Source organism: Trichlorobacter sp., assembly GCF_034008105.1.
Classification (GTDB): Bacteria; Desulfobacterota; Desulfuromonadia; order Geobacterales; family Pseudopelobacteraceae; genus Trichlorobacter.
In genome coordinates, this window is sequence record NZ_JAVEPN010000015.1 from 62,740 (window position 1) to 84,176 (window position 21,437).

23 protein-coding genes are annotated in these 21,437 nt (G+C 60.9%); 17 read left to right on the forward strand and 6 right to left on the reverse strand.

The window, feature by feature from the left end; translation table 11 throughout:
- Nucleotides 1-2 precede the first annotated feature (2 nt).
- The 14 genes from smc (at nt 3) to RBQ93_RS10115 (ending at nt 15,109) form a co-directional block, all read left to right on the forward strand.
- The gene (gene smc, locus RBQ93_RS10050) at nt 3-3,530 is read left to right on the forward strand and encodes a chromosome segregation protein SMC (RefSeq protein ID WP_320371983.1); all 3,528 of its coding nucleotides are present in this window, start codon (nt 3-5) and stop codon (nt 3,528-3,530) included.
- A 23-nt stretch (nt 3,531-3,553) separates the two neighbouring features.
- On the forward strand, nt 3,554-3,910 hold the full coding sequence (locus tag RBQ93_RS10055; RefSeq protein ID WP_320371984.1) for a hypothetical protein: 357 nt from the start codon (nt 3,554-3,556) through the stop codon (nt 3,908-3,910).
- Nucleotides 3,844-4,827, forward strand: a complete 984-nt coding sequence (gene ftsY, locus RBQ93_RS10060) for a signal recognition particle-docking protein FtsY (RefSeq protein ID WP_413818378.1) — start codon at nt 3,844-3,846, stop codon at nt 4,825-4,827. The genes RBQ93_RS10055 and ftsY overlap by 67 nt, the downstream gene beginning before the upstream one ends.
- Nucleotides 4,808-5,098, forward strand: a complete 291-nt coding sequence (locus RBQ93_RS10065; protein ID WP_320371986.1) for a cell division protein ZapB — start codon at nt 4,808-4,810, stop codon at nt 5,096-5,098. The genes ftsY and RBQ93_RS10065 overlap by 20 nt, the downstream gene beginning before the upstream one ends.
- Nucleotides 5,099-5,102: 4 nt before the next feature.
- Nucleotides 5,103-5,378, forward strand: coding sequence for a cell division protein ZapA (locus RBQ93_RS10070; protein ID WP_320371987.1), 276 nt, complete (start codon nt 5,103-5,105; stop codon nt 5,376-5,378).
- A gap of 261 nt (nt 5,379-5,639) precedes the next feature.
- The gene (locus RBQ93_RS10075) at nt 5,640-6,215 is read left to right on the forward strand and encodes a 5-formyltetrahydrofolate cyclo-ligase (protein ID WP_320371988.1); all 576 of its coding nucleotides are present in this window, start codon (nt 5,640-5,642) and stop codon (nt 6,213-6,215) included.
- 33 nt (nt 6,216-6,248) lie between these two features.
- Complete coding sequence (gene rny / locus RBQ93_RS10080; RefSeq protein ID WP_320371989.1) at nt 6,249-7,817, forward strand: ribonuclease Y; 1,569 nt, start codon at nt 6,249-6,251, stop codon at nt 7,815-7,817.
- The gene (locus RBQ93_RS10085) at nt 7,818-8,603 is read left to right on the forward strand and encodes a TIGR00282 family metallophosphoesterase (protein ID WP_320371990.1); all 786 of its coding nucleotides are present in this window, start codon (nt 7,818-7,820) and stop codon (nt 8,601-8,603) included. It begins immediately after the preceding gene.
- A 19-nt stretch (nt 8,604-8,622) separates the two neighbouring features.
- The gene (tyrS, locus tag RBQ93_RS10090; protein WP_320371991.1) at nt 8,623-9,828 is read left to right on the forward strand and encodes a tyrosine--tRNA ligase; all 1,206 of its coding nucleotides are present in this window, start codon (nt 8,623-8,625) and stop codon (nt 9,826-9,828) included.
- 67 nt (nt 9,829-9,895) lie between these two features.
- Nucleotides 9,896-11,092 (forward strand): class I SAM-dependent rRNA methyltransferase, encoded by a 1,197-nt coding sequence (locus RBQ93_RS10095; RefSeq protein WP_320371992.1) that lies wholly within the window; start codon nt 9,896-9,898, stop codon nt 11,090-11,092.
- A gap of 3 nt (nt 11,093-11,095) precedes the next feature.
- Nucleotides 11,096-12,802: a thiol reductant ABC exporter subunit CydD gene (cydD, locus tag RBQ93_RS10100; RefSeq protein ID WP_320371993.1), complete on the forward strand. Its 1,707-nt coding sequence runs from the start codon at nt 11,096-11,098 to the stop codon at nt 12,800-12,802.
- Nucleotides 12,799-14,430, forward strand: coding sequence for a thiol reductant ABC exporter subunit CydC (gene cydC / locus RBQ93_RS10105; RefSeq protein ID WP_320371994.1), 1,632 nt, complete (start codon nt 12,799-12,801; stop codon nt 14,428-14,430). The genes cydD and cydC overlap by 4 nt, the downstream gene beginning before the upstream one ends.
- Nucleotides 14,431-14,453: 23 nt before the next feature.
- Entirely contained in the window at nt 14,454-14,789 is a 336-nt protein-coding gene (locus RBQ93_RS10110; RefSeq protein ID WP_320371995.1) for a phage holin family protein, read from the forward strand.
- Nucleotides 14,786-15,109, forward strand: coding sequence for a peptide chain release factor-like protein (locus RBQ93_RS10115; RefSeq protein WP_320371996.1), 324 nt, complete (start codon nt 14,786-14,788; stop codon nt 15,107-15,109). Before RBQ93_RS10110 ends, RBQ93_RS10115 begins: the two co-directional genes overlap by 4 nt.
- Nucleotides 15,110-15,116: 7 nt before the next feature.
- Here the strand turns inward: RBQ93_RS10115 and greB are convergent, their stop codons facing one another.
- The 4 genes from greB to RBQ93_RS10135 form a co-directional block, all read right to left on the reverse strand.
- Complete coding sequence (greB, locus tag RBQ93_RS10120) at nt 15,117-15,596, reverse strand: transcription elongation factor GreB (protein WP_320371997.1); 480 nt, start codon at nt 15,594-15,596, stop codon at nt 15,117-15,119.
- Nucleotides 15,597-15,598: 2 nt separating this feature from the next.
- Complete coding sequence (locus RBQ93_RS10125; RefSeq protein WP_320371998.1) at nt 15,599-15,856, reverse strand: hypothetical protein; 258 nt, start codon at nt 15,854-15,856, stop codon at nt 15,599-15,601.
- Nucleotides 15,856-17,481, reverse strand: coding sequence for an ABC-F family ATP-binding cassette domain-containing protein (locus tag RBQ93_RS10130; protein ID WP_320371999.1), 1,626 nt, complete (start codon nt 17,479-17,481; stop codon nt 15,856-15,858). The genes RBQ93_RS10125 and RBQ93_RS10130 overlap by 1 nt, the downstream gene beginning before the upstream one ends.
- 80 nt (nt 17,482-17,561) lie before the next feature.
- Nucleotides 17,562-17,813 (reverse strand): hypothetical protein, encoded by a 252-nt coding sequence (locus tag RBQ93_RS10135; protein WP_320372000.1) that lies wholly within the window; start codon nt 17,811-17,813, stop codon nt 17,562-17,564.
- A 42-nt stretch (nt 17,814-17,855) separates the two neighbouring features.
- On the opposite strand from RBQ93_RS10135, the gene RBQ93_RS10140 reads away from it, so the two are divergent.
- Complete coding sequence (locus RBQ93_RS10140; protein WP_320372001.1) at nt 17,856-19,640, forward strand: ATP-binding cassette domain-containing protein; 1,785 nt, start codon at nt 17,856-17,858, stop codon at nt 19,638-19,640.
- Here the strand turns inward: RBQ93_RS10140 and RBQ93_RS10145 are convergent.
- Together RBQ93_RS10145 and RBQ93_RS10150 are read right to left on the reverse strand one after the other, a co-directional pair.
- Nucleotides 19,637-19,951 carry a helix-turn-helix domain-containing protein gene (locus RBQ93_RS10145; protein WP_320372002.1) on the reverse strand — a complete coding sequence of 105 codons (315 nt, stop codon included), beginning with the start codon at nt 19,949-19,951 and terminating at the stop codon, nt 19,637-19,639. The genes RBQ93_RS10140 and RBQ93_RS10145 overlap by 4 nt on opposite strands.
- Nucleotides 19,938-20,312, reverse strand: coding sequence for a type II toxin-antitoxin system RelE/ParE family toxin (locus RBQ93_RS10150; protein WP_320372003.1), 375 nt, complete (start codon nt 20,310-20,312; stop codon nt 19,938-19,940). The genes RBQ93_RS10145 and RBQ93_RS10150 overlap by 14 nt, the downstream gene beginning before the upstream one ends.
- A gap of 273 nt (nt 20,313-20,585) precedes the next feature.
- On the opposite strand from RBQ93_RS10150, the gene RBQ93_RS10155 reads away from it, so the two are divergent.
- Both RBQ93_RS10155 and RBQ93_RS10160 read left to right on the forward strand, forming a co-directional pair.
- Nucleotides 20,586-20,990, forward strand: coding sequence for a hypothetical protein (locus RBQ93_RS10155; protein WP_320372004.1), 405 nt, complete (start codon nt 20,586-20,588; stop codon nt 20,988-20,990).
- A gap of 70 nt (nt 20,991-21,060) precedes the next feature.
- Nucleotides 21,061-21,321 carry a hypothetical protein gene (locus tag RBQ93_RS10160; RefSeq protein ID WP_320372005.1) on the forward strand — a complete coding sequence of 87 codons (261 nt, stop codon included), beginning with the start codon at nt 21,061-21,063 and terminating at the stop codon, nt 21,319-21,321.
- Nucleotides 21,322-21,437 lie beyond the last annotated feature (116 nt).

Sequence of the window (21,437 nt, forward strand, 5' to 3'; positions counted from 1 at the left end):
TCATGAAGATCAAACGACTCGAAATACAGGGGTTCAAATCCTTTGCCGACAAGGTGGTGCTGGACTTCCAGCAGGGGGTGACCGGCGTGGTGGGCCCCAACGGCTGCGGCAAGTCCAACATCGTGGATGCCATCCGCTGGTGCATGGGCGAGCAATCGGCCAAGAACCTGCGCGGCAAGGCGATGGAGGATGTGATCTTTGCCGGCAGCGACAACCGCAAGTCGCTGGGCATGGCCGAGGTGTCGTTGGTCTTCTCCACCGAGGATGGCCGTGCTCCGGCCAAATATCTAGAGTTCAACGAAATTCAGCTCACCCGTCGCCTGTACCGGGACGGCGAGAGCGACTATCTGATCAATAAGACCCCCTGCCGGTTGCTGGACATCACCGAGCTGTTCATGGATACCGGGGTCGGCACCAAGGCCTATTCGATCATCGAGCAGGGCAAGATCGGCCAGGTGCTGCACTCGCGCCCCGAAGAGCGGCGGCTGCTGATCGAAGAGGCGGCCGGGGTCACCAAGTACAAGGCCCGCAAGCAGCTGGCCCTCAAAAAGATCGAGGGCACCCGCCAGAATCTTGCCCGCCTGAGCGACGTGCTGGGCGAGATCAAGCGACAGCTGAACGCACTGCAGCGTCAGGCCAAGAAGGCGGAGAAATTCCGGGAGCTGCGCGAAGAGTTGCGGGAGATCGATCTTTTGTTTGCGGTGCAGCAGGCGGCCGTGTTGCAGCAGGAGCGCAGTCAGGTGGAGACCGAACTAGCGACGCTGCAAACGCGGATGCGAGAGCTGCTAGGGACGGCCAGCGCTGCCGAAACCCAGGCCGAGCAGCAGCGTCTGGCGGTGCTGGAGGTGGAACAGCAACTGTCCACCGTGCAGGAGCAAAGTTACCGGGTGCGCAGTGATGCCGCCGGTGCCGAGAGCGGGCTGGGCTTTCGACGTAAGGAGCAGGAGCGGCTGGTTGAAAGGTTGGCCAAGCTGGAAGGTGAGTTGGCAGCCGTGCGGCTACGGCGAGAAGAGCTGCTGGCCCAGCAGGCAGGACTGCAGCAGCGGCAGCAGCAGCTGACCAGCGAACTGGCTGCGGCTGAAGGCTTGGTTGTCGGTGCGTTAGCAACTCAACAGGAGCAGGAACAGGCCTTTGAAACGGTTAATCAGGGCCTGGAGGCTCAGCGGCGAGAGCAGTTTGCCGCTCAGGGTGCTGCCAGTCAGTGCCGCAGCCGGATTGAGCAAGCGGTCAAGCGCTTAAACGCCCTTGCAGAGCGACTGGAACGGCAGGAGCGGGAGCAGCAGCAACTGACCACACGGTTTTCGGAAGGAGTCACCCGTCAGTCGGAGTTGAAAACATCCCTGCAACTGAAGGCCGATCAGCGGGTACGGGCCGAGCAGGAGCTTTCACAGTTGGCAGGTCAGGAACAGTCTCTTGCCACGCTGTTGCCGGAGGCCGAACAGGCCTGGCAGACGGTCCGTGATGAGTTGAGCAAAGCCGCTTCGCGGCTCAAATCACAACAAGAACTGGAGGCCCAGTTTGCAGGCTACGGTCCCGGTGTGCAGGCCTTGCTCAAACAGTCACCGCTTAGATCGCGTTTGAACGGGCTGTTGGCCGACCGGCTGGAAGTGGCTGAGGAGTATGAGGTCGCTTTGGAGGCGGTGCTGGCCGACCGGCTGCAGGTTATTCTGTGCGAACAGCAGGCCGATCTTGTGGCAGGTCTCGACTACCTGCGTCAGCAGGGTAGCGGCCGTGCCATGTTGGCCGTGGCGTTGGCTGAGGTGCCGTCGCCGCAAGCGGTGACGGGGGCAGAGCCGCTGGCAGACAAGGTGACGGCTGATGATGCGGTGCGGGGCTTGCTTTCACAGCTGCTGGCCACGGTACATGTCTGCGATGATCTCGCAACGGCCCTGCTATTGTCTCGTCAGCATCCGGCACTACAGTTCGTCACGCGCAGTGGCGAACTGGTCTCGTTGGGCGGTCTGGTGGCCGGTGGCGCCAGCGAACCAGTGGCGTCCGGCATCATCCACAAGAAGCGTGAAATCAAAGAGCTGGAGCTTAAGGTCGCCGGTCTGGAACAGCAGGTTGTTCGTTCGCAGGCTGAACGAGACCGGCTGCGTCAGCAGCAGCACGAGGTGGCCCGCAACCTGCTGGCGGCCCGAAGCAATCTGCACCGGTTGGAGCTGGAGCAGGCCGGACTGCAGAAAGACCTGCAGCAGGTTGAGCTGGAGGCCGGCCGTCTGCAGGAGCGGATTAAGCTGCAGCACCTGGAACAGGCAAATCTTGATGAAGAGCGGGTTGCCCTTGAGGCTGAACGCAGTGACGCGGCCAGCGGTCTTGAGCTGGCCGATGTGCAGGCCAGGCAGGCGGAACAGGCCGGGGCGGGGCTGACCCATGAACTTGAGGAGCGTAGGGCTGCCCTGGCAGCCGCCCGCGATCAGTTGACGGCGCAGCGGGTGGCGGTGGCCACCCTCAAGGAGCAGTTGGAGTCGTTGCAGGCTAATGCTGCCATGGCAGCCACCCAGCTGGCTGATCTTGAAAGCCGTCTGCAACAGGGTGAGGCTGATCAGCAGGACGCCAGTATCCAGCGGGCACAGCTGACGAACCAGATCGCGGACGAAGAACAAAAGCTGAAAACCTTGCTGGCGCAGCAGGTTGAGCTGGACCGCCAGCTGCATGAGGCCCGCGAACGCTACGAGCAGGCTGGCGGTTTGCTGGCCAGTGCCGAGGCTACGGCTCGATCACGACGCGAGGAAAATGACGCCATCCGCCAGCAGCAGTCAGATCTAACCCTGCGTTTTTCGACGCTGACCATGCAGCTGGAGCACCTGGAACAGTCGCTGCAGGACCGCCACCGCTGCCAGCTGGGTGATGCCCAGCAGCGGTTGTCCGGCAAGGCGTTGGACGAAGCAGCGGCACACACCCGGCAGGCCGATCTGGAGCGTCAGCTGGACGAGCTCGGTGAAGTCAATCTGATGGCGATCGAAGAGTATGCCAGCATGGAGCAGCGCTACGACTTTCTTGCCGACCAGAAGGCCGATCTCGAGGCCTCGCTGCAGGACCTTCAGCAGGCGATCCAGAAGATCAACCGCACCACCCGCAAACGGTTTCTGGAGACCTTCAACCAGGTGAACGACAAGTTTCGTGAGGTCTTTCCGCGACTGTTCTGTGGCGGGCGGGCGGAACTCAAGCTGACCGACGAACAGGACCTGCTGGAGACCGGCATCGAGATCATCGTGCAGCCGCCAGGTAAAAAGCTGGCCAATGTGATGCTGATGTCCGGCGGAGAAAAGGCCCTGACCGCGGTGGCGCTAATCTTTTCGATCTTTCTGATCAAGCCGACCCCCTTCTGTCTGCTGGACGAGGTGGATGCGCCGCTGGACGACGCCAACATCGGCCGCTTCAACGAGATGGTGCGCGAGATGAGTGCCATCTCGCAATTCATCATTATCACCCATAACAAGGCCACCATGGGGGTTGCCGATACGCTGTACGGTGTTACCATGGAAGAGCCGGGCGCTTCTAAGATTGTGTCGGTACGATTGCAGTGACTCAGTAAGGAGCTTTGTCAGCTATGCCGTTTAATCAGATTCTGAAAGATTTGGTAGAAACCGTGCCTCACGCGGTGGGGGCAGTCCTGGTGGATTGGGAAGGGGAGGCGGTGCAGGAGTATTGCCACTGTGATTCCTATGACATCCGTTTTGTCGGCGCCCACAAAGGGATCATTCTTTCCCGGCTGCGGGAGACGCGCGGCGAAAGCGCGGGGGGGCTGATTGAGGACGTCGTGGTCAGCGCAGAGCGACAGCATCTGTTGATCGGCGCCATTGACAAGGATTACTCACTGGTCTTTCAGGTAGAGCGGCCCTGTCCGCTGGGACTGGCCCGTTTTCATTTCAATCGGGCCGTGCAGCAGCTGCAGGAGGAGATGTAATGGCCGGTCTGTTTGAACGGCTGAAAAATGGCCTGAAACGAACCACCGATGGTCTGGTGGGGCGAATCGATGCCTTGGTGTTGGGCAAAAAAACGATCGATGCCGACACCCTGGAGGAGTTGGAGGAGATCCTGATCACCTCCGACATCGGGGTCAAGACCACCATGGAGTTGACCCGCAGCCTGGAGCAGCGGCTGTCCCGTAATGAACTCAAAGACGGCGAGGCCCTGCGGGATGCCCTGAAACAAGAGCTACTCGCCAAGCTGCAGGCGCACCACCGTCCATTACAGCTAAGCGCTGCCAAGCCGTTCGTGCTGTTGGTGGTGGGGGTCAATGGTGTCGGCAAGACCACCACCATCGGCAAGCTGGCCTCTCGCTACGTTGCCGAGGGACACACGGTGCTGCTGGCCGCCGCCGATACCTTCCGGGCCGCCGCTGCCGATCAGCTGGGTGTCTGGGCCGAGCGGGCCGGGGTCGACCTGATTCGTCACCAGGAGGGGGCCGACCCTTCGGCCGTGACCTTTGACGCCTGCAAGGCTGCCCTGGCGCGGGGGGTTGATCTGTTGATCGTGGACACCGCCGGCCGGCTGCACACCAAGGTCAACCTGATGGAAGAGATGAAGAAGATCCTTCGTGTGATCGATCGCGAGATTCCCGGCGCCCCCCATGAGACCCTGCTGGTGCTGGATGCCGCCACGGGACAGAACGCCCTCAACCAGACCCGCATCTTTCAGGAGTCGGCCGGGGTGACCGGTCTGGCCCTGACCAAGCTTGACGGCAGCGCTAAAGGCGGCGTGGTGGTGGCGGTTTCTCATGAGTATGGCCTGCCGGTCCGCTTCATCGGTGTCGGTGAAGGGGTTGACGACCTGCGCGACTTTGATCCGCAGGAGTTTGTGGATGCCCTCTTCCAGCGGTAAGACACGTCGCACGGCGCGGGACTTTGTCCAAATCCCGCTTGACTTTGTTCAGGAAAATCAATATATTAATCCACCTTTACAAGGAGTGGTCCGCGTGAGCGCTGATCTGTTTGAAAAGCTAGACAATAAAATCAGTGACTTGGTTACACGACATAGTGCCCTGAAACAGGAAAACCAACTGCTGGCAGAGGAGAATAAGCGCCTGCAGCAGGAGCGCGAAGCGCTCAAAGGGCGGATCGATGCCATCCTGAGCCGGCTTGAAGGCGTCTGATACCGTGAAGCAGACCCATCTGGTGACGATCCTGGGGCGGGAGATACCGGTCAAGAGCTCGGCGCCTGAGGCTGCGGTGCGGGAGGTCGAGACCTTCGTCAACCAACGCATTCATGAAATCACAACGAAACTGGCGGCGGCAGACCCCCAACTGGTGGTTACCCTGGCGCTTTTGAATCTTGCAGAACAGTATCTGTCACAGCAGGCCGGCACAACCGACCTTGACACGCTGGATGGCAGGCTGCAGGAGATGTTGGGGCGGATCGATGCCGCCCTCTGAGTACACGGTCTCTTCAGGGAGACTTGATATATATACCCACTGCGTTTCACGTAGCGCCATCAGTCTTTGCAGACACCGTGTCACGGTACTGCTTGCTGATATTCCGCACGGTTATATATCCGCACCAGCGGAGAGGCAGTCGAGCTGTTCCTGTCGTTTGCAGTTGGCTTAGCCGCGCCCTTCTCCTGGTCCCGCCTGAAGTGATCGTACCCGGCATCCCCGGGCAACTCCCCATTCGTTTGTCGCAGCCATGAGGGCGCCATGCCCAAACGCAGTCTACGCAGCAGCATGCTTGCCCGGCGTTCGAGTATGAGCCGTGAGCAGTGGCAGGCCGACAGCCTGAGGGCCCAGCAGCGGCTGTTGGAGTTGGAGCTGTTTCAGCAGGCCCGGCGGGTGGCGCTGTACGCCCCGTTGCAGAATGAGGTTGATACAGCCCTCTTGTTTGCTGCCGCCCGCGAGGCCGGCAAACAGGTGCTGTATCCACAGGTCTGTGGTGAGCAGCTGGCGTTTCATGAGGTTACGGCGCTTGAGCAGTTGAACCGGGGCAGCTTCGGTATTCTCGAACCCTGTCCGTTGTCGTCAGTGCAGGAGCAAGCGACCCTCGATCTGATGGTGGTGCCGGGGGTGGCCTTCGACCTGCGCGGTCACCGGGTCGGCTTTGGCAAAGGCTACTATGATCGGTACCTTGCCGGGCTTCACCAATTGCCGTTTCTGGTGGGACTGTGCCATGATTTTCAACTGTGCGATCAGGTCCCGGCCGAGGGACATGATATCAGGATGCACTGCCTGGTGACGGAGTTACGGGCAGTACAGGTGGCGGTAACCGATCGTCTCTGACGGTCGGATGATCATATATGAGGAGGTAGCACGATGGTAACAACCAGTATTATTATGGCGCTGGTGATCGTTGCGGTCGCTGGTGTGGCGTATGTAGCAGGAAATCGTTTTGGCAGGAAGAGCACTGAAGGGATCGTCAAACAGGCCGAGGATCTGGCGACCAAGGTGTTGGAAGATGCCCGTCGTGAAGCGGACACCATCACCAAAGAGGCGGAACTGAAGGCCAAGGATGTGGCCCTGGAGGCCAAAGAGGCGGCGGAGGCCGACCTGAAGGAGAAAAAGAAGGATCTGCTCAACCAGGAAAAGCGGATTCAGCAAAAAGAGGAAAATCTGGACAAGAAGGCTGACCTGTTCGACCAGAAGGAGATGGAGATTCTCAAGAAGGAACAGGCCATCAACCTCAAAGAACAGGCGCTTGGCAGCAAGGAAGAAGAACTGGATCGTTCGATTGGCGAACAGAAGGCCCGTCTGGAGGCGATCTCCGGCATGACCGCCGAAGAGGCCAAGAACAGTCTGATGGAGGCCATGGAGAGCGAGGCCCGCCACGATGCCGCCAAACGGATCAAGCTGATCGAGGATGAGGCCCGCGAGACCGCGGATAAAAAATCCAAGGAGATCATGGCCCTGGCCATCCAGCGTTATGCCGGTGAATACGTCTCCGAGAAGTGCGTCTCGGTGGTGCCGCTGCCCTCCGATGAGATGAAGGGCCGCATCATCGGCCGCGAAGGTCGCAACATCCGTGCCCTGGAGGCCGCCACCGGTATCGACCTGATCATCGACGATACACCGGAGGCGGTGATTCTGTCCGGCTTCAACCCGGTGCGCCGCGAGGTGGCCCGTCTGTCACTGGAAAAACTGCTGGCCGATGGCCGTATTCACCCCGGCCGGATTGAAGAAGTGGTTTCCAAGTCGGAAGAAGAGGTGGAAAAGGCGATCAAGGAGGCCGGCGAACAGGCCGCCTTCGACCTGGGGGTCCACGGCATCAACCCGGAGATCCTCAAGCTGATCGGCCGCCTCAAATACCGTACCTCCTACACCCAGAACGTCTACCAGCATTCGCTGGAGGTGGCCTTCCTGTGCGGTATCATGGCTGCCGAACTGGGGATCAACGTCAAGCAGGCCAAGCGGGCCGGCCTGCTGCACGACCTGGGCAAGGCCGTTGACCACGAGGTGGAGGGCTCCCACGCCGTGATCGGCGCCGATTTGGCCCGCAAGTACGGCGAATCGCCCAAGATCGTGCATGCCATCGCCGCCCACCACGAGGATGAGAAGCCCACCACAATCCTGGCGGTGCTGGTGCAGGCTGCCGATGCCCTCTCTGGTGCCCGTCCCGGCGCACGGCGCGAGATGATGGAGACCTACGTCAAGCGTTTGGAGGATCTGGAGCGGATCGCCACCTCCTTCCAGGGGGTGCAGAACTCTTTCGCCATCCAGGCCGGTCGTGAAATCCGGGTGATGGTCTCCAGCGAGCAGGTCACCGACGAACAGTCGGTGCTGCTGGCTCGCGACATCGCCAAGAAGATTGAGAGCGAGATGACCTATCCCGGCATGATCAAGGTTAATGTCATCCGCGAAACTCGGGCAACCGAGTTCGCCCGGTAGATGTCAGTACGAATCTTATTCATAGGCGATGTGGTCGGTGCCCCCGGCCGCAGCGCCATTAATCGCGAGCTACACCGGCTGGTGGACAAGCATGCCGTGGATCTGGTGATCGCCAACGGCGAGAACGCTGCCGGTGGTTTCGGCATCACCCGCGAGACCGCCGATGAGTTGTATCGCCAGGGGGTCGTGCTGCTGACCAGCGGTAACCACATCTGGGACAAGAAGGACAACAGCGGCTTTCTGGATGGCGAGACCCGTCTGATCCGTCCGATGAACTACCCACCCGGCACACCGGGCCGGGGCTCGGCCGTGATAGAGACCAACGCCGGTATCAAGGTGGGGGTGCTTAACCTGGAGGGGAGGGTCTACATGAAGAACCTGGATTGCCCCTTCCGTTGCGCCGACAGCGAGGTGGCGCTGCTCAAAAAGGAGACCGCCATCATCCTGGTGGATATCCATGCCGAGGCCACCTCGGAGAAGTCGGCCCTGGGCTGGTATCTGGATGGCCGGGTCTCGGCAGTGGTCGGCACCCACACCCATGTGCAGACCGCCGACGAGCGGATCCTGCCGGGTGGCACGGCCTACATCAGTGATGTGGGCATGACCGGCTCCTTCGATTCGGTGATCGGCATCGACAAGGACCAGGCCATCAAGCGCTTCCTGACCCAGCAGCCGGTCAAGTTTGACGTGCCCAAGAAGGATCTGCGGATCAACGCCGTGGTGATCGGGGTCGAGGCCGCCAGCGGCAAGGCGGTCAGCATCGAACGGATTAATGTACCTTGTTGAAGATAGTGAGGAATGAGGAATGAGCGGAACCGTTGCTGAACAGATGGCCGTCATCAAGCGCGGCTGTGTCGAACTGCTGGTCGAGAAGGAGATGGAAGACAAGCTGGCCACCGGCCGGCCGTTGATCATCAAGGCCGGTTTTGACCCCACTGCGCCGGACCTGCACCTGGGCCACACCGTGCTGATCCAGAAACTACGTCAGTTCCAGCAGTTGGGCCATGATGTCCACTTCCTGATCGGTGACTTCACCGGCATGATCGGCGACCCCACCGGTAAGTCCGAAACCCGCAAGGTGCTGACCAAGGAAGACGTACTGCGCAACGCCGAGACCTATAAAGAGCAGGTCTTCAAGATCCTTGACCCGGACAAGACCAAGGTGGTCTTCAACTCCACCTGGTTGAACGACCTGGGTTGCGGTGGCCTGATCGCCTTGGCCTCCAAGTATACCGTGGCCCGCATGCTGGAGCGGGACGACTTCCACAAGCGCTACACCGGCCAGCAGCCGATCGCGATCCATGAATTCCTCTACCCCCTGATCCAGGGCTACGACTCGGTGGCCATGAAGGCCGACGTGGAACTGGGCGGCACCGACCAGAAGTTCAACGTGCTGATGGGGCGTGAACTGCAGCGTGAATGGGGCCAGCCGCCCCAGTGCGTGCTGACCATGCCGCTCTTGGAAGGCCTGGACGGCGTCAACAAGATGTCGAAATCGCTGGGCAACTACATCGGTATCAGCGAAGCCCCGGACGAGATCTTCGGCAAGGTGATGTCGATCTCCGACCAGCTGATGCTGCGTTACTATGAACTGCTTTCCGACCAGAGCCTGGCGGCGATCGAAAAGCTCAAGGCCGGACTGGCCGACGGCTCGCTGCATCCGATGGCGGCCAAGAAGGCCCTGGGCCGCGAATTGGTGGACCGTTTCCACGGCGCCGGCCAGGGACAGCAGGCTGAAGAGAACTTCGTCAAACGCTTCAAAGAGAACGAGATCCCGGATGAGATGCCCCAAGTCAGCTACGCTGCTGGGGATTGTCCGCTATCACTGGCCAAGGCCTTGACCGAGGCCGGCCTGACCAAGTCCAACGGTGAGGCACGGCGTGCCATCGACCAGGGCGGGGTCAAGCTGAACAACGAGAAGGTCGGCAACGCCAATCTGGAGCTGACCACTGCAGGCGAGTACATCGTCCAGATCGGCAAGCGCCGCTTTGCCCGGATCGTGATTGCATGATACCAGTAAGCTGATAGACTGAACGAAAGGGACTGCCGAGGTGGTCCCTTTCCTGTTTGGAGTGCGTATGCAACAACGGATTGTAGGGCCGGAGACGGTCAGGATGCTGGAGTTGGGGCATCCCTGGGTGATTAGCGACAGCTTCACCAAACGCTGGCCCAAGGGGCAGGTCGGTGAACTGGTACAACTGACCGACGAACGGGGCAAGCGCTTGGCCACGGCGCTACTGGACCCGGCCGACCGGGTGGTGGCGCGGGTCTTGTCCGCAAAACCGATGCAGCTCGACCGGGCCTGGTTGAAACAGCGGCTGCAGGCCGCCCTCAGCCTGCGTGAAGCCTATCTGGACCTGAGCGATACCAACGCCTATCGGCTGGTGAACGCTGAGGGGGACGGCCTGCCCGGCCTGACCGTGGATCGCTACGCCGACTACCTGATGGTGCAACTCTACTGCGAAGGCTGGCGGCCCCATCTGAAGCTGATCACTTCTGTCCTGCAGGAACTGCTGCAGCCCACCGGCATCTATGAAAAGGCCCGTCCTCAGAATACCCGCGAGCTGGAGGCGGTCAGCGATTCGAAGGCCTACGGGCGCTTGTTGGCCGGCACCCCTGCCCCACAACGGCTGAAGGTACAGGAAAACGGGCTGACCTTTCTGGTTTCGCTGGAGCACGGGCTCAATACCGGCCTGTTCTTGGACCAGCGTCAGAACCGTCGTGACCTGCTGCCGCACCTGGCCGGCAAGCGGTTCCTGAACCTGTTCGCCTACACCGGCGCCTTTTCAGTGGCGGCAGCGGCAAGCGGGGCCGCAAAGGTTACCTCGGTGGATGTGTCAGCCAGCTATACCGATTGGAACCGGGCCAACTTCGAGGCCAACCGGCTCAATCCCAAGCAGCATCGCTTCCTGGTGGGAGATTGTATGATCAAGCTGCCTGAACTGGCCGTGGCCAAGGAGCAGTTCGAGGTCATCCTGATGGACCCGCCCTCCTTCTCCACCACCGCGAAAGGCCGCTTCACTACCCGGGGTGGCACCAGTGATCTGGTGGCAGCCTGCTTGGCGCTACTGGTCGATGGCGGCCTGTTGATCTGTTCATCCAACCACCAGAAGACCGACTTGGCCGACTACCTGAAAGAGCTGCGGCGTGGCGCACTACAGGCCGGGTGCGAGCTGCGGGTGATCGAGCAGCAGGGCCAGCCGGCCGACTTTCCCTACCCGGTCACCTTCCCGGAGGGGCGTTATCTGAAGTATGTGGTCTGCGTAAAAGGCTAGCCAATGCAGAGCAGCGAAATGCATAGCAGCCCCGAACCCTGGTTGCGGCAGCAGGCCCGCAGCGTGCAGAGCCGGCTGTTGACAGCCGTGCTGTGGGGCCTGGCGGGTGGTCTGCTGATCATCCTGCAGGCCCGATTGCTGGCTACGGTCTGCCAGCGGGTGGTGATTGACGGGCAGGGTTTGGCAACGGTGCAGCTGCTGTTGGCCTGGGTGGCGCTGCTGGTGCTGCTGCGGGGACTAGCCAGTTATCTGGGGGAACATGCCGCCGTGCGGGCCGCAGCCGAGGTGCGCCAGCAGGTGCGTAGCCGGTTGTACCGCAGAATACTGCAGTTGAAGCCGACCGGTCAGGTCGGCGAAGTGGGCCCATTGACCGAGGTGGTCACCGCCGGGGTGGAAGGGCTGGAGGCCTATCTGGCCCGTTTTCTGCCACAGATGGCGTTGGCCGGGCTGTTGCCGCTGGCCATGCTGCTGGTGGTGCTGCCCAGCGAGTGGCGTTCAAGCCTGGTGCTGTTATTTTCGGCCCCCTTCATCCCGCTCTTGATGATCCTGATCGGCAAGGGTAGCGAGACACTGAACCGCCGCCAGTGGGAACGCCTGTCCCGCATGGCCGGCCACCTGCTGGACCTGGTGCAGGGGTTGCCGGACCTGAAGATCTTCGGCCGAGCAAAACGTGAGGCCGAGCTGGTGGCTTTAGTGTCGGACCAGTACCGCAAGGGCACCATGGCGGTGCTGCGAGTGGCCTTTCTGTCGGCCTTTACCCTGGAGTTTTTCGCCACGGTCGGCACGGCGGTGGTGGCGGTGCTGATCGGCTTTCGGCTGTTGGCCGGCAGCCTGACCCTGCTGGACGGTCTGTTTGTGCTGCTGCTGGCCCCGGAGTTTTACCTGCCATTGCGTAACCTGGGCCTGGCCTACCACAGCCGGATGAACGGGCTGGCCGCTGCCGAGCGGATCATACCGCTCGTGGAGCAGCCGCTGACGGAGTTGGACCAGGCTGGTAGCGAGCAGCCATCTAACCAAACACCTGAAATTCGCTGCGAATCAGCCACCTTCCGCTACGGTGGCCAGCGGGGCGGGGTGCAGGATATCTCGTTGACCATCCCGGCCGGCGGCCTGACCGCCCTGGTGGGGGCCAGCGGTAGCGGCAAGTCGACCCTGGCCCGGCTGTTGCTGGGGTTGGCCCAGCCTGAATCCGGAACCATCAGTGTGGACGGCGTTGATCTGTCAGCGCTTGATCAGGCGGCCTGGCGCAAACAGCTGGCCTGGGTGGCCCAACAGCCGTTCTTCATCGCCGCCAGCATCCGCGAAAATCTGCTGCTGGGTGTAGATGACGCCGATCAATCAGCCCTCCGCAACGCGCTGGAGCAGGCGGCACTCTGGCCGGTGATCGCCCGTATGCCCGCTGGTCTTGAGACCGTGCTGGGCGATCGCGGTGCCGGACTGTCCGGCGGCGAGCTGCGGCGGCTGGCCCTGGCACGGGTGCTGTTGCGGGATGCGCGGCTGGTGGTGCTGGACGAACCCACCGCCGGCCTGGATGCCGAGAACGAACGATTGGTGCTGGATGCGCTGGAGCGGCTGGCAAAGGGACGAACCGTCGTGATGATCTCCCACCGCGAAGCGGCCATCGCTCGCAGTTGCCGCGTGGTGGAGCTGGCCGACGGGCGATTGCAACGGCTGGTCAGCCCGCAGCAGTACCTGGGGGTGACGCCATGAGGGAGCTGTTGCGGATCCTGCGACCGGCCCGGCAGCAGTGGCGCTGGATGCTGGCCGGCATCGGTCTGAGCGTGGCGGTGATCGCCGCCAATACCGCGCTGATGGCGGTCTCCGGCTGGTTCATCGCCTCAATGGCCGTGGCCGGCGTGGCCAAGGTCTCCTTTAACTTCTTCTTCCCTTCGGCCGCCATCCGCTTGCTGGCGATTCTGCGTACCGTTGGGCGCTATGCTGAACGGCTGGTGACCCATGAGGCGGCCTTCCGGATCCTGGCCGACCTGCGCAGTTGGCTGTTCAGGCGGCTGATCCCGCTGGCCCCGGCCGGGCTGGAGCGCTATGCCAGCGGCGATCTGAGCGGACGGCTGCGGGCCGATATCGACAGCCTGGAGAGCCTGTATCTGCGGATCATCGCACCGATCTGCAGCGGTGTGGCCAGCATTCTGCTGGCCGGGCTGTTTATAAGCTGGTTCAGCGCTACGGCCGCCCTGGTACTGCTGGCGCTGCTGCTGGTGGCAGGTCTGGTGCTGCCGCTCTGGATGTTGCGGCTGGCAAAGCAGCCGGGGCAGCAGTCGGTGGACCTGACCGCTGCACTGCGCAACCAGGTCAGCCAGGGGCTGCAGGGGGCCGAAGAACTGCTGCTACTGGGGGCGAGCGAGCACCAGGCAGCGGAGGTGGAGCGGCTGTCCGCTGAGTTGATAAACCGGCAGGTCAGCCTGGGACGCCTGGCCGGTCTGAGCGGGGCCGGGGTGGTCAGCCTGGCCGGGCTGGCCTTGGTGCTGGTGGCTGTGGCCGTGATTCCGGAGGTCAGCCAGCAGCAGGTCAGCGGTCCCCAGTTGGTGATGCTGCTCCTGTTCACGGCGGCGGTCTTCGAGGGGGTCGGGCCCCTGTCCCACGCCCTGCAGCTGCTGCCGGCCACCATTCAGTCGGTTGAGCGGATCCGGGAGCTGGCCGATGCCCCCCCTGCCCTGCCTGAGCCTGAAATATTCATACAACCGGAAGGTTATCGGATTGAACTGCAAGGGGTGAGCTGCAGCTATAGCGGTGGTCCGGCGGTGCTGGAGCAGTTCTCCTTGACCCTGGCCGAGGGTGAGCGGGTGGCGGTGGTGGGGGCCAGCGGCAGCGGCAAGTCCACCCTGGTGGAACTGTTGCTGCGCTTCCGTAACTACCAGGGCAGCATCACCATCGGTGGGGTCGAACTGAGCGACTGCGCAACCGACGAGCTGAACCGCCTGCTGGTGGCCCTGCCCCAAGCGCCGCACCTGTTCAACGCCACCATCCGCGACAACATCCTGCTGGGCCGGACGCTCAGTGATCAGCAACTGTCCGAACTTGTGGAAGATTGTGGTCTGGATGCCTGGATTGCCACATTGCCGCTCGGTCTGGATACCCCGGTGGGCGAGACCGGCAACGCCGTCTCCGGCGGCGAGGCGCGGCGGATCGCCCTGGCCCGCACCCTGGTGACAGACGCGCCGGTTGTGCTGCTGGACGAACCGACCGAAGGTCTGGATGGCGCGACGGAACAGGTGGTGGTACAACGGCTGCACAAACGGCTGGCAGGCAGAAGCGTGCTGGTGGTGACCCATCGTCCGACAGTGCTGGCCCTGGCTCAGCGGGTGGTGCGGATCGGGTAATTATTCAAACAGGAGGAGAGTACATGGCAATTCTGATCAATTGGCTGCTGGCCGCCCTGGCGATCATGGCCACGGCCTACCTGCTGCCGGGCGTCAGCCTGTCCGGTTTCGTGCCGGCCCTGGTTACCGCTCTGGTACTGGGACTGGTGAACGCCTTCATCAAACCGGTGTTGTTGCTGTTGACCCTGCCGATCAACATCCTGACGCTGGGCCTGTTCACCCTGGTCATCAACGCCCTGCTGATTATGCTGGTCAGTAAGCTGGTGTCCGGTTTTCAGGTGCAGAGCTTCTGGTGGGCGTTGGGCTTCAGTGTGGTGCTGACCGTGGTTAACTGGGGCTTAAGCATCTTTAAGCAATGACCATCGAGATCAACGAGGCGGATATTCAGGTGGAGTTCTACCGGGGCTCCGGCCCCGGTGGACAACACCGTAACACCACCGATTCGGCGGTGCGGATCAGGCATCTGCCCACCGGCATCGTGGTGCATGCTGCTGAAAACAGGTCGCAACTGCGCAATCGTGAGGTGGCCATGGAACGGTTGCGGGAGGCGCTGGAACGGCGCAACCGCACGGTGAAAAAGCGGATCGCCACCAAGGTATCCAAGGGGCAGAAGGAAAAACGGTTAAGCGAGAAAAAGATGGTGGCGCTGCGCAAGAAGCTGCGTAGGCCGGAAGAATAATCAGGACTTAGTCTGGCTTGCTGTTGCCGATGGCGGTGATGGTAACCAGCGTGTTGCCCGATGGCTTGCGGATCAGCACCTCGTCGTCCACCTTTTTGTGCAGCAGCGCCTGCCCCACCGGCGAATCAATGCTGATCTTGCCGGCTGCCACATCAAACTCGTCCGGTCCCACCAGCTGGTAGCAGCGCTCGTTGCCCTCTTCGTCCTCATAGGAAACCCAACAACCAAAACTGACCTGCCTGGGATTGGCCGGCAGATTAGCCACCTTGACCAGCTTGAGACGGGTGCCCAGGTGCTTGAGCTGGCGGTCGATCTCCCGCAGCCGCTTCTTGCCGTAGATATACTCGGCGTTCTCGGAGCGGTCCCCTTCGGCAGCGGCATCGGCAACACCCCGCACCACCTTGGGCCGTTCCACCCGCCAGAGCTGGTCAAACTCCTGCTCCAGCCGTTTCATGCCGGCTGCGGTTATCAGGTTGGTTTTCTGCATGGTTACATCAGGAAGGAGGCGGCCAGCGTCTGCGCCTCGCCCTTTTCTTTCGTCACCATGCGGTGACGCTCCTCAGCCGGGATCACAGCAGCCAGCATTTCACGGGCGGCTTCCGGGCTGCCGGCAATGGCCGAGGCCATCTGGAAGATAATCGTCAATGGCAGGCCGGAGCGGTAGCCGGTCACCAGCTTGGCGATCTCGTCCTTGCGCTGCTCATCGTTCCAGCTTTGGTAGATATCTGCTCCCAGTGTATCGAACATCACGCCTCCCCGTGCACTTTCTGCTGGTAATACTGATAGTTGCCTTCATAGGTCCGCATCTCGCCGTGGTCCACCTCGATCACCCGGTCCACCAGTGAGCGCAGGAAGTGGCGGTCGTGGCTGACCAGCACCACCGTGCCGCTGAAACGCTGCAGGGTATCCAGCAGGATCTCACGGGAGCGGATGTCCAGGTGGTTGGTGGGCTCGTCCAGCACCAAAAAGTTGACCGGGCGGGCAAACAGGGTGGCCAGCACTACCCGGCTCTTTTCTCCGCCGGACAGGTTCTCGATCCGTTTGTCCACCGCGTCGCCGGAGAACAGGAAGGCCCCCAGCAGGTTCATGATCACCCCGCGGTTGGCCAGCGGCAGCACCTCCTGCACCGTCTCGAAGATGGTCTTCTTCGGCTCCAATACCTCCATGGCGTGCTGGCTGAAATAGCCCAACTCCACGTTGGCCCCCAGGGTGACCCGGCCGGCGGTCGGCTCGGTCTGTCCGGCCAGCACCTTGAGGAAGGTGGACTTGCCGGCGCCGTTGACCCCCACCACGGCGATCTTGGACCCACGGCGGATGATGCCGGAGACGCCTGAAAAGACCGGCGTGACCCCGCCCTCCGGCAGTGGCCATTCCTTTGCCAGCCCGTCCATCACCACCACATCGTCGCCGCTGCGGGGCGGCTCACTGAACTCGAACTTGACCAGTCGTTCCTCGGGTGGGATCTCGATCCGCTCGATCTTGTCGATCTTCTTGACCCGTGACTGGACCTGGGCGGCATGGGAGGCCCGGGCCGCAAAGCGGGCGATGAACTCCTCCTCCTTGGCCAGCATATCCTGCTGACGCTTGTGGCTGGCCAGCAGTTGCTCGCGGCGGATGTCCCGTTCCCGCTCGTAAAAATCGTAGTTGCCGTTGTAGGTGGTAACGGTCTTGTTGGCCACCTCGATGATGCGGGTCACGATCCGGTTCATGAAATCGCGGTCGTGACTGGTCATCAGCAGCGCGCCGTCGAAGCTGTCGGCCAGCCACTCCTCCAGCCAGACGATCGACTCCACATCCAGGTGGTTGGTGGGCTCGTCCAACAGCAGCACGTCCGGTTTCAAGGTCAGAATCTTGGCCAGGGCGATCCGCATCTTCCAGCCGCCGGAGAAGGATTCCACCGGGTGATTGAAACGGTCAGGCCCGATGCCTAAGCCGGTCAGTACCGTCTGGGCGCGGGTCTCCAGGTCGTAGCCGCCGCGATGCTCGAACTCCTCCTGGGCTGCGCCGTAGCGCTCCAGCAGGGCCGCCATGGCGTCGTCGTCCAGCGGGTCGCACATGGCCGCTTCCATTCGCTGCAGTTCTTCTGCCAGCTGCATGGTGGCGCTTGAGCCGGCCATCACCTCTTCCAGGGCACTGCGGCCGGCCATATCACCCACATCCTGGGAAAAATAGCCGATGGTGGTTCGCTTGGCGCAGGTCATCTCGCCGCTGTCCGGCTCCTCCTCACCGGTGATGATCCGGAAGATGGTGGTCTTGCCGGCCCCGTTGGGACCCACCAGGCCGGAACGGGAACCGGGCAGGATCTGAAAGCTGGCATCGCGGAACAGCAGTTGTGAACCGTGTTGCTTCGTGATACTGGAGAGGTGGATCATGGGGAGACGGTCTGCTTTCGACAAAAATTGGGAACTGTGCTGATAGCACGATTCACGATTGTATTCAAGGAATTGGATAGTTAGCGCAGGCGCAGCAGCTGGTCAAGCAGGGCGTCGATCTCTGCAACGACCTCAGCCGGCAGCTGGTCGATCTGCACGATGCGGGTCACCAGATCAGCCTGGATAAAGGTCGGCAGCAGTTTGAGGATCTCGCCGGCCTGCTCCGGCTCCAGCCGGGCCAACGCCACGGCGATGGTCTGGGGATGCTCCTGCAGCAAGCCTTTGGCAATGGCACGGTAGTTCATGGCAACCTCACGATGGTTGCCTATCATACGACGATTAGCAACACATGCAAGCAAGGATTTGACAACATTATGGCACTTTTGACCCTGCGTGACATCAGCCTGGCCTTTGGCGGCCCTGCCCTGTTTGACGGCGTCACCCTGCAGATCGAGCCCGGCGACCGGCTCTGTCTGCTGGGCAGAAACGGCACCGGCAAATCGACCCTGCTCAAGTTGATCGCTGAACAACTGCCGCCGGAAGGTGGCGAGATCATCCGCCAACAGGGCTTGAAGGTGGCGCTGGTCTCCCAGGAGATCCCGCAGGATATCAGCGGCACGGTCTTCGAGGTGGTGGCCCAGCATACCCATGTGAGCCACGACAGCGATCAGTGGCAGCACGAGCAGCAGGTGGAGCGGGTGCTGAACCGGCTGCATCTGGATGGCGAGGCAGAGTTTGCAACCCTCTCCGGCGGCACCAAGCGGCGGGTGCTGCTGGCCCGGGCCCTGGTCAGCAACCCCGATATCCTGCTCTTGGACGAGCCCACCAACCACCTGGATATCGACACCATCCTCTGGCTGGAGGAGTTCCTGGCCCGCAACATCACCACCTGTCTGTTCGTGACCCACGACCGGGCCTTTGCCCGGCGGCTGGCAAACAGGGTGGCCGAGCTGGATCGCGGCAAAATCTTCGCCTTTACCTGCAGTTATGATCAGTTTGTGGAACGTCGCGAGGCGCTGTTGGAGGCCGAGGTCACCCGCATGGCCCTGTTCGACAAGAAGCTGGCCCAGGAAGAGGCCTGGATTCGGCAGGGGATCAAGGCCCGCCGCACTCGCAATGAGGGGCGGGTGCGGGCGCTTAAGGCACTGCGGGAGGAGTACCGCCAACGCCGCAATCGGCAGGGCACGGCCACCATCCGGCTGCAGGAGGCCGAGCGCTCAGGCAAGCTGGTGGTGGAGGCGGAAGTGGTCTGCTTCGGCTATGCCGACCGGCCGGTGATCAGCCAGCTTAGCACCACCATCATGCGTGGGGACAAGATCGGCATCATCGGTCCCAACGGCTCCGGCAAATCCACCCTGCTCAAGCTGCTCTTGGGGGAGCTGCAGCCGCAAAGCGGTACGATCCGTCAGGGCACCAAGCTGGAGGTGCTCTACATGGATCAGCTGCGGGAGCAGCTGGACCCTGACAAGAGCGTGGCCGAGAACGTGGGTGAAGGCAACGACACCTTGCTGATCGCTGGCCGTTCGCGGCATATTATCGGCTACTTGCAGGATTTTCTGTTCTCGCCGGAGCGGGCCCGTTCGCCGGTCAGCATCCTCTCCGGCGGCGAGCGCAATCGGCTGCTGTTGGCCAAGCTGTTCACCCGGCCGGCCAACCTGCTGGTGCTGGACGAGCCGACCAACGACCTGGACGCCGAGACCCTGGAGCTGTTGGAAGACCTGCTGGTGGAGTACTCCGGCACCCTGCTCTTGGTCAGCCACGACCGGGAATTCCTCAACAATGTGGTCAGCTCCACCCTGGCCATCAATCCGGACGGTACGGTCAAAGAAACCGTAGGCGGCTACGACGACTGGCTGCGGGAGCAGCAGGCCGATGCCGGTGCGGTGGCGTCGGCAAAGCCCGCTGCGGAAAAGGGCAAGCCCCAGAAGGAGCGGGCCCGCAAGCTGTCCTTCAAAGAGGAGCGGGAGCTGGAGGCACTGCCGGATCGGATCGCCGGTTTGGAGGCTGAACAAGAGACGATTCACGCCACCCTGGCCGACCCTGAGTTCTACAAGACCGCCGGGCCTGAGGTGGCGACCCTCAATGCCCGGCTGGAAGAACTGGAGGCCGAACTGCTGGCCGCCTATGAACGGTGGGAGGAACTTGAAGCGCTGCGCTAGATCATCGCCTCAAGGCCTTTGCGATCCAGGATGTTTAGTAATTTCAGTGACGGGCCGCCTGGGTGTTTCTCGCCGATCTCCCATTTTTGGACCGTAGACAGACTGGTATTGAGCATTGATGCGAGCACGGCCTGGCTGATCCGGTAGCGCTCACGCAGTGTTTTGATCTGTTCCGGTGTATAGTCCGTAACGGCCGGAATGCACAGTGCCTCATACTTATCCATCGACCTTTTGTCAATAAAGCCGAGACGATGCAGATCTGCTGCGGTTTCATGCACAGCAGAAAGGATCGAGCTGTTATTTTTTTTCATGGTTCACCTCCAGCAGTACTCCATCGTCGAGTGTTTGTTCAATCTGCTCGTCTGTCAGCCCCAGCAGGTCTGCTGCGAGCATTTTTAACGCTTCCAGCTCTTTGTCCGATATGTTTGCCCGCTCGTTCTTCTCAAAGCCGAACATGAATACCCATCGTTCCTGACGATTGCTCGCCAACAAGGTCCTGGCGCTGCCGCTCTTGCCACGGCCTGGCTGGGCGATTCTTTTTTTGTAGACTCCACCGCCCAAATCCGCATCAATCAGACCGCGTTTCATCTCATCGACTGCATCGACAAGAAGTTTATCGGTTATGGCGGCTTTTTTGAGCCAGCGGCTGAAAAGTCTGGTTTTGAGTATCATGGCACAGTAACTATATCACCTAGTGATATGGGTGACAAGCAACATCATCACCCCGACTGTGATCCGAACAAAATCATAAACAGCAGAATGCGCCAGGTTTACTCGACACACAGTATTTCGCCTGCTTAATAAATAGCTTTTTTTATAGATATTATTCCAAAGATTGTCCGCCATGCCTTCGATAATGACATATTGTGACGCAGTGCTGTGATACCGTTGTACATAGCAAGAAAGAAGTCACTAGCTGGTTATAAACAGCGGCAGGAGTACACTATGACGGGCAGTCAACAGGCGGTGGAACATCCATGCTCAATTGATTTTCAGCCGTTCAGTCTGCAATTGGTCGTCCTGGTGCTGCTGCTGGGTGAGGTGGGTATCTACATCCTGATGGCCCTGCTGGCAACAAAATATCTGATTGCAGCAGCCAAGGAAGGCAATCGCAGGCAAACTGCCATTGTTTTTGGGCTAGGCTTTGTGTCTATGTTGGTGTTCTTGCCGTACGACGAGAGCTCTGATGAGCAAGCAACGCTATCTGCAATCATGCTTGCTGGTATCTTTGGGTATCTGATCGTTGATTCAGTATACCGGAAACGGATTGGCGAAGCACTGGCAGTTGTGGCAGTCATGGTCTGGTTGGTGATTTGGCTGGTGAGGATCGGCCGCAGGATGGCAATTTAGCGGACTGTTTTATTGCGTATCATGTAATATCTGAGCGTTACACGAAGCTTCGTCACTAATGAGGAATGCCATGTCAGAAAAACAAGCGATGCTAACGATATTGCGACACGAGAAGATGAACGACAAGGTTGTCTGGAATCGTGTGGCCTTCAGGCTCATTGATATCAAGCCGACAAAGGTTATGTCCATCATTACGCCCAGCGACTATGGCTTGACGCCGAAGCCGATTTGCAAATATTGCCAGCGAGGTTACTACTGCACCTTCCATATTGTCGGCGACCGCTTGTTGCTAACGCACTTGAACGTCATGGCGGAAGAAGAGAGCCTGTAAAATAGATTGTGTAAGTGGCAAAAATCGGTTGAAATCTGACCTCACAGGAGGAACCGATGGCCACTACCGACGAACTGCTCGATGCCTTGATGAAAGACTACAAGAAGCCCGAAGAC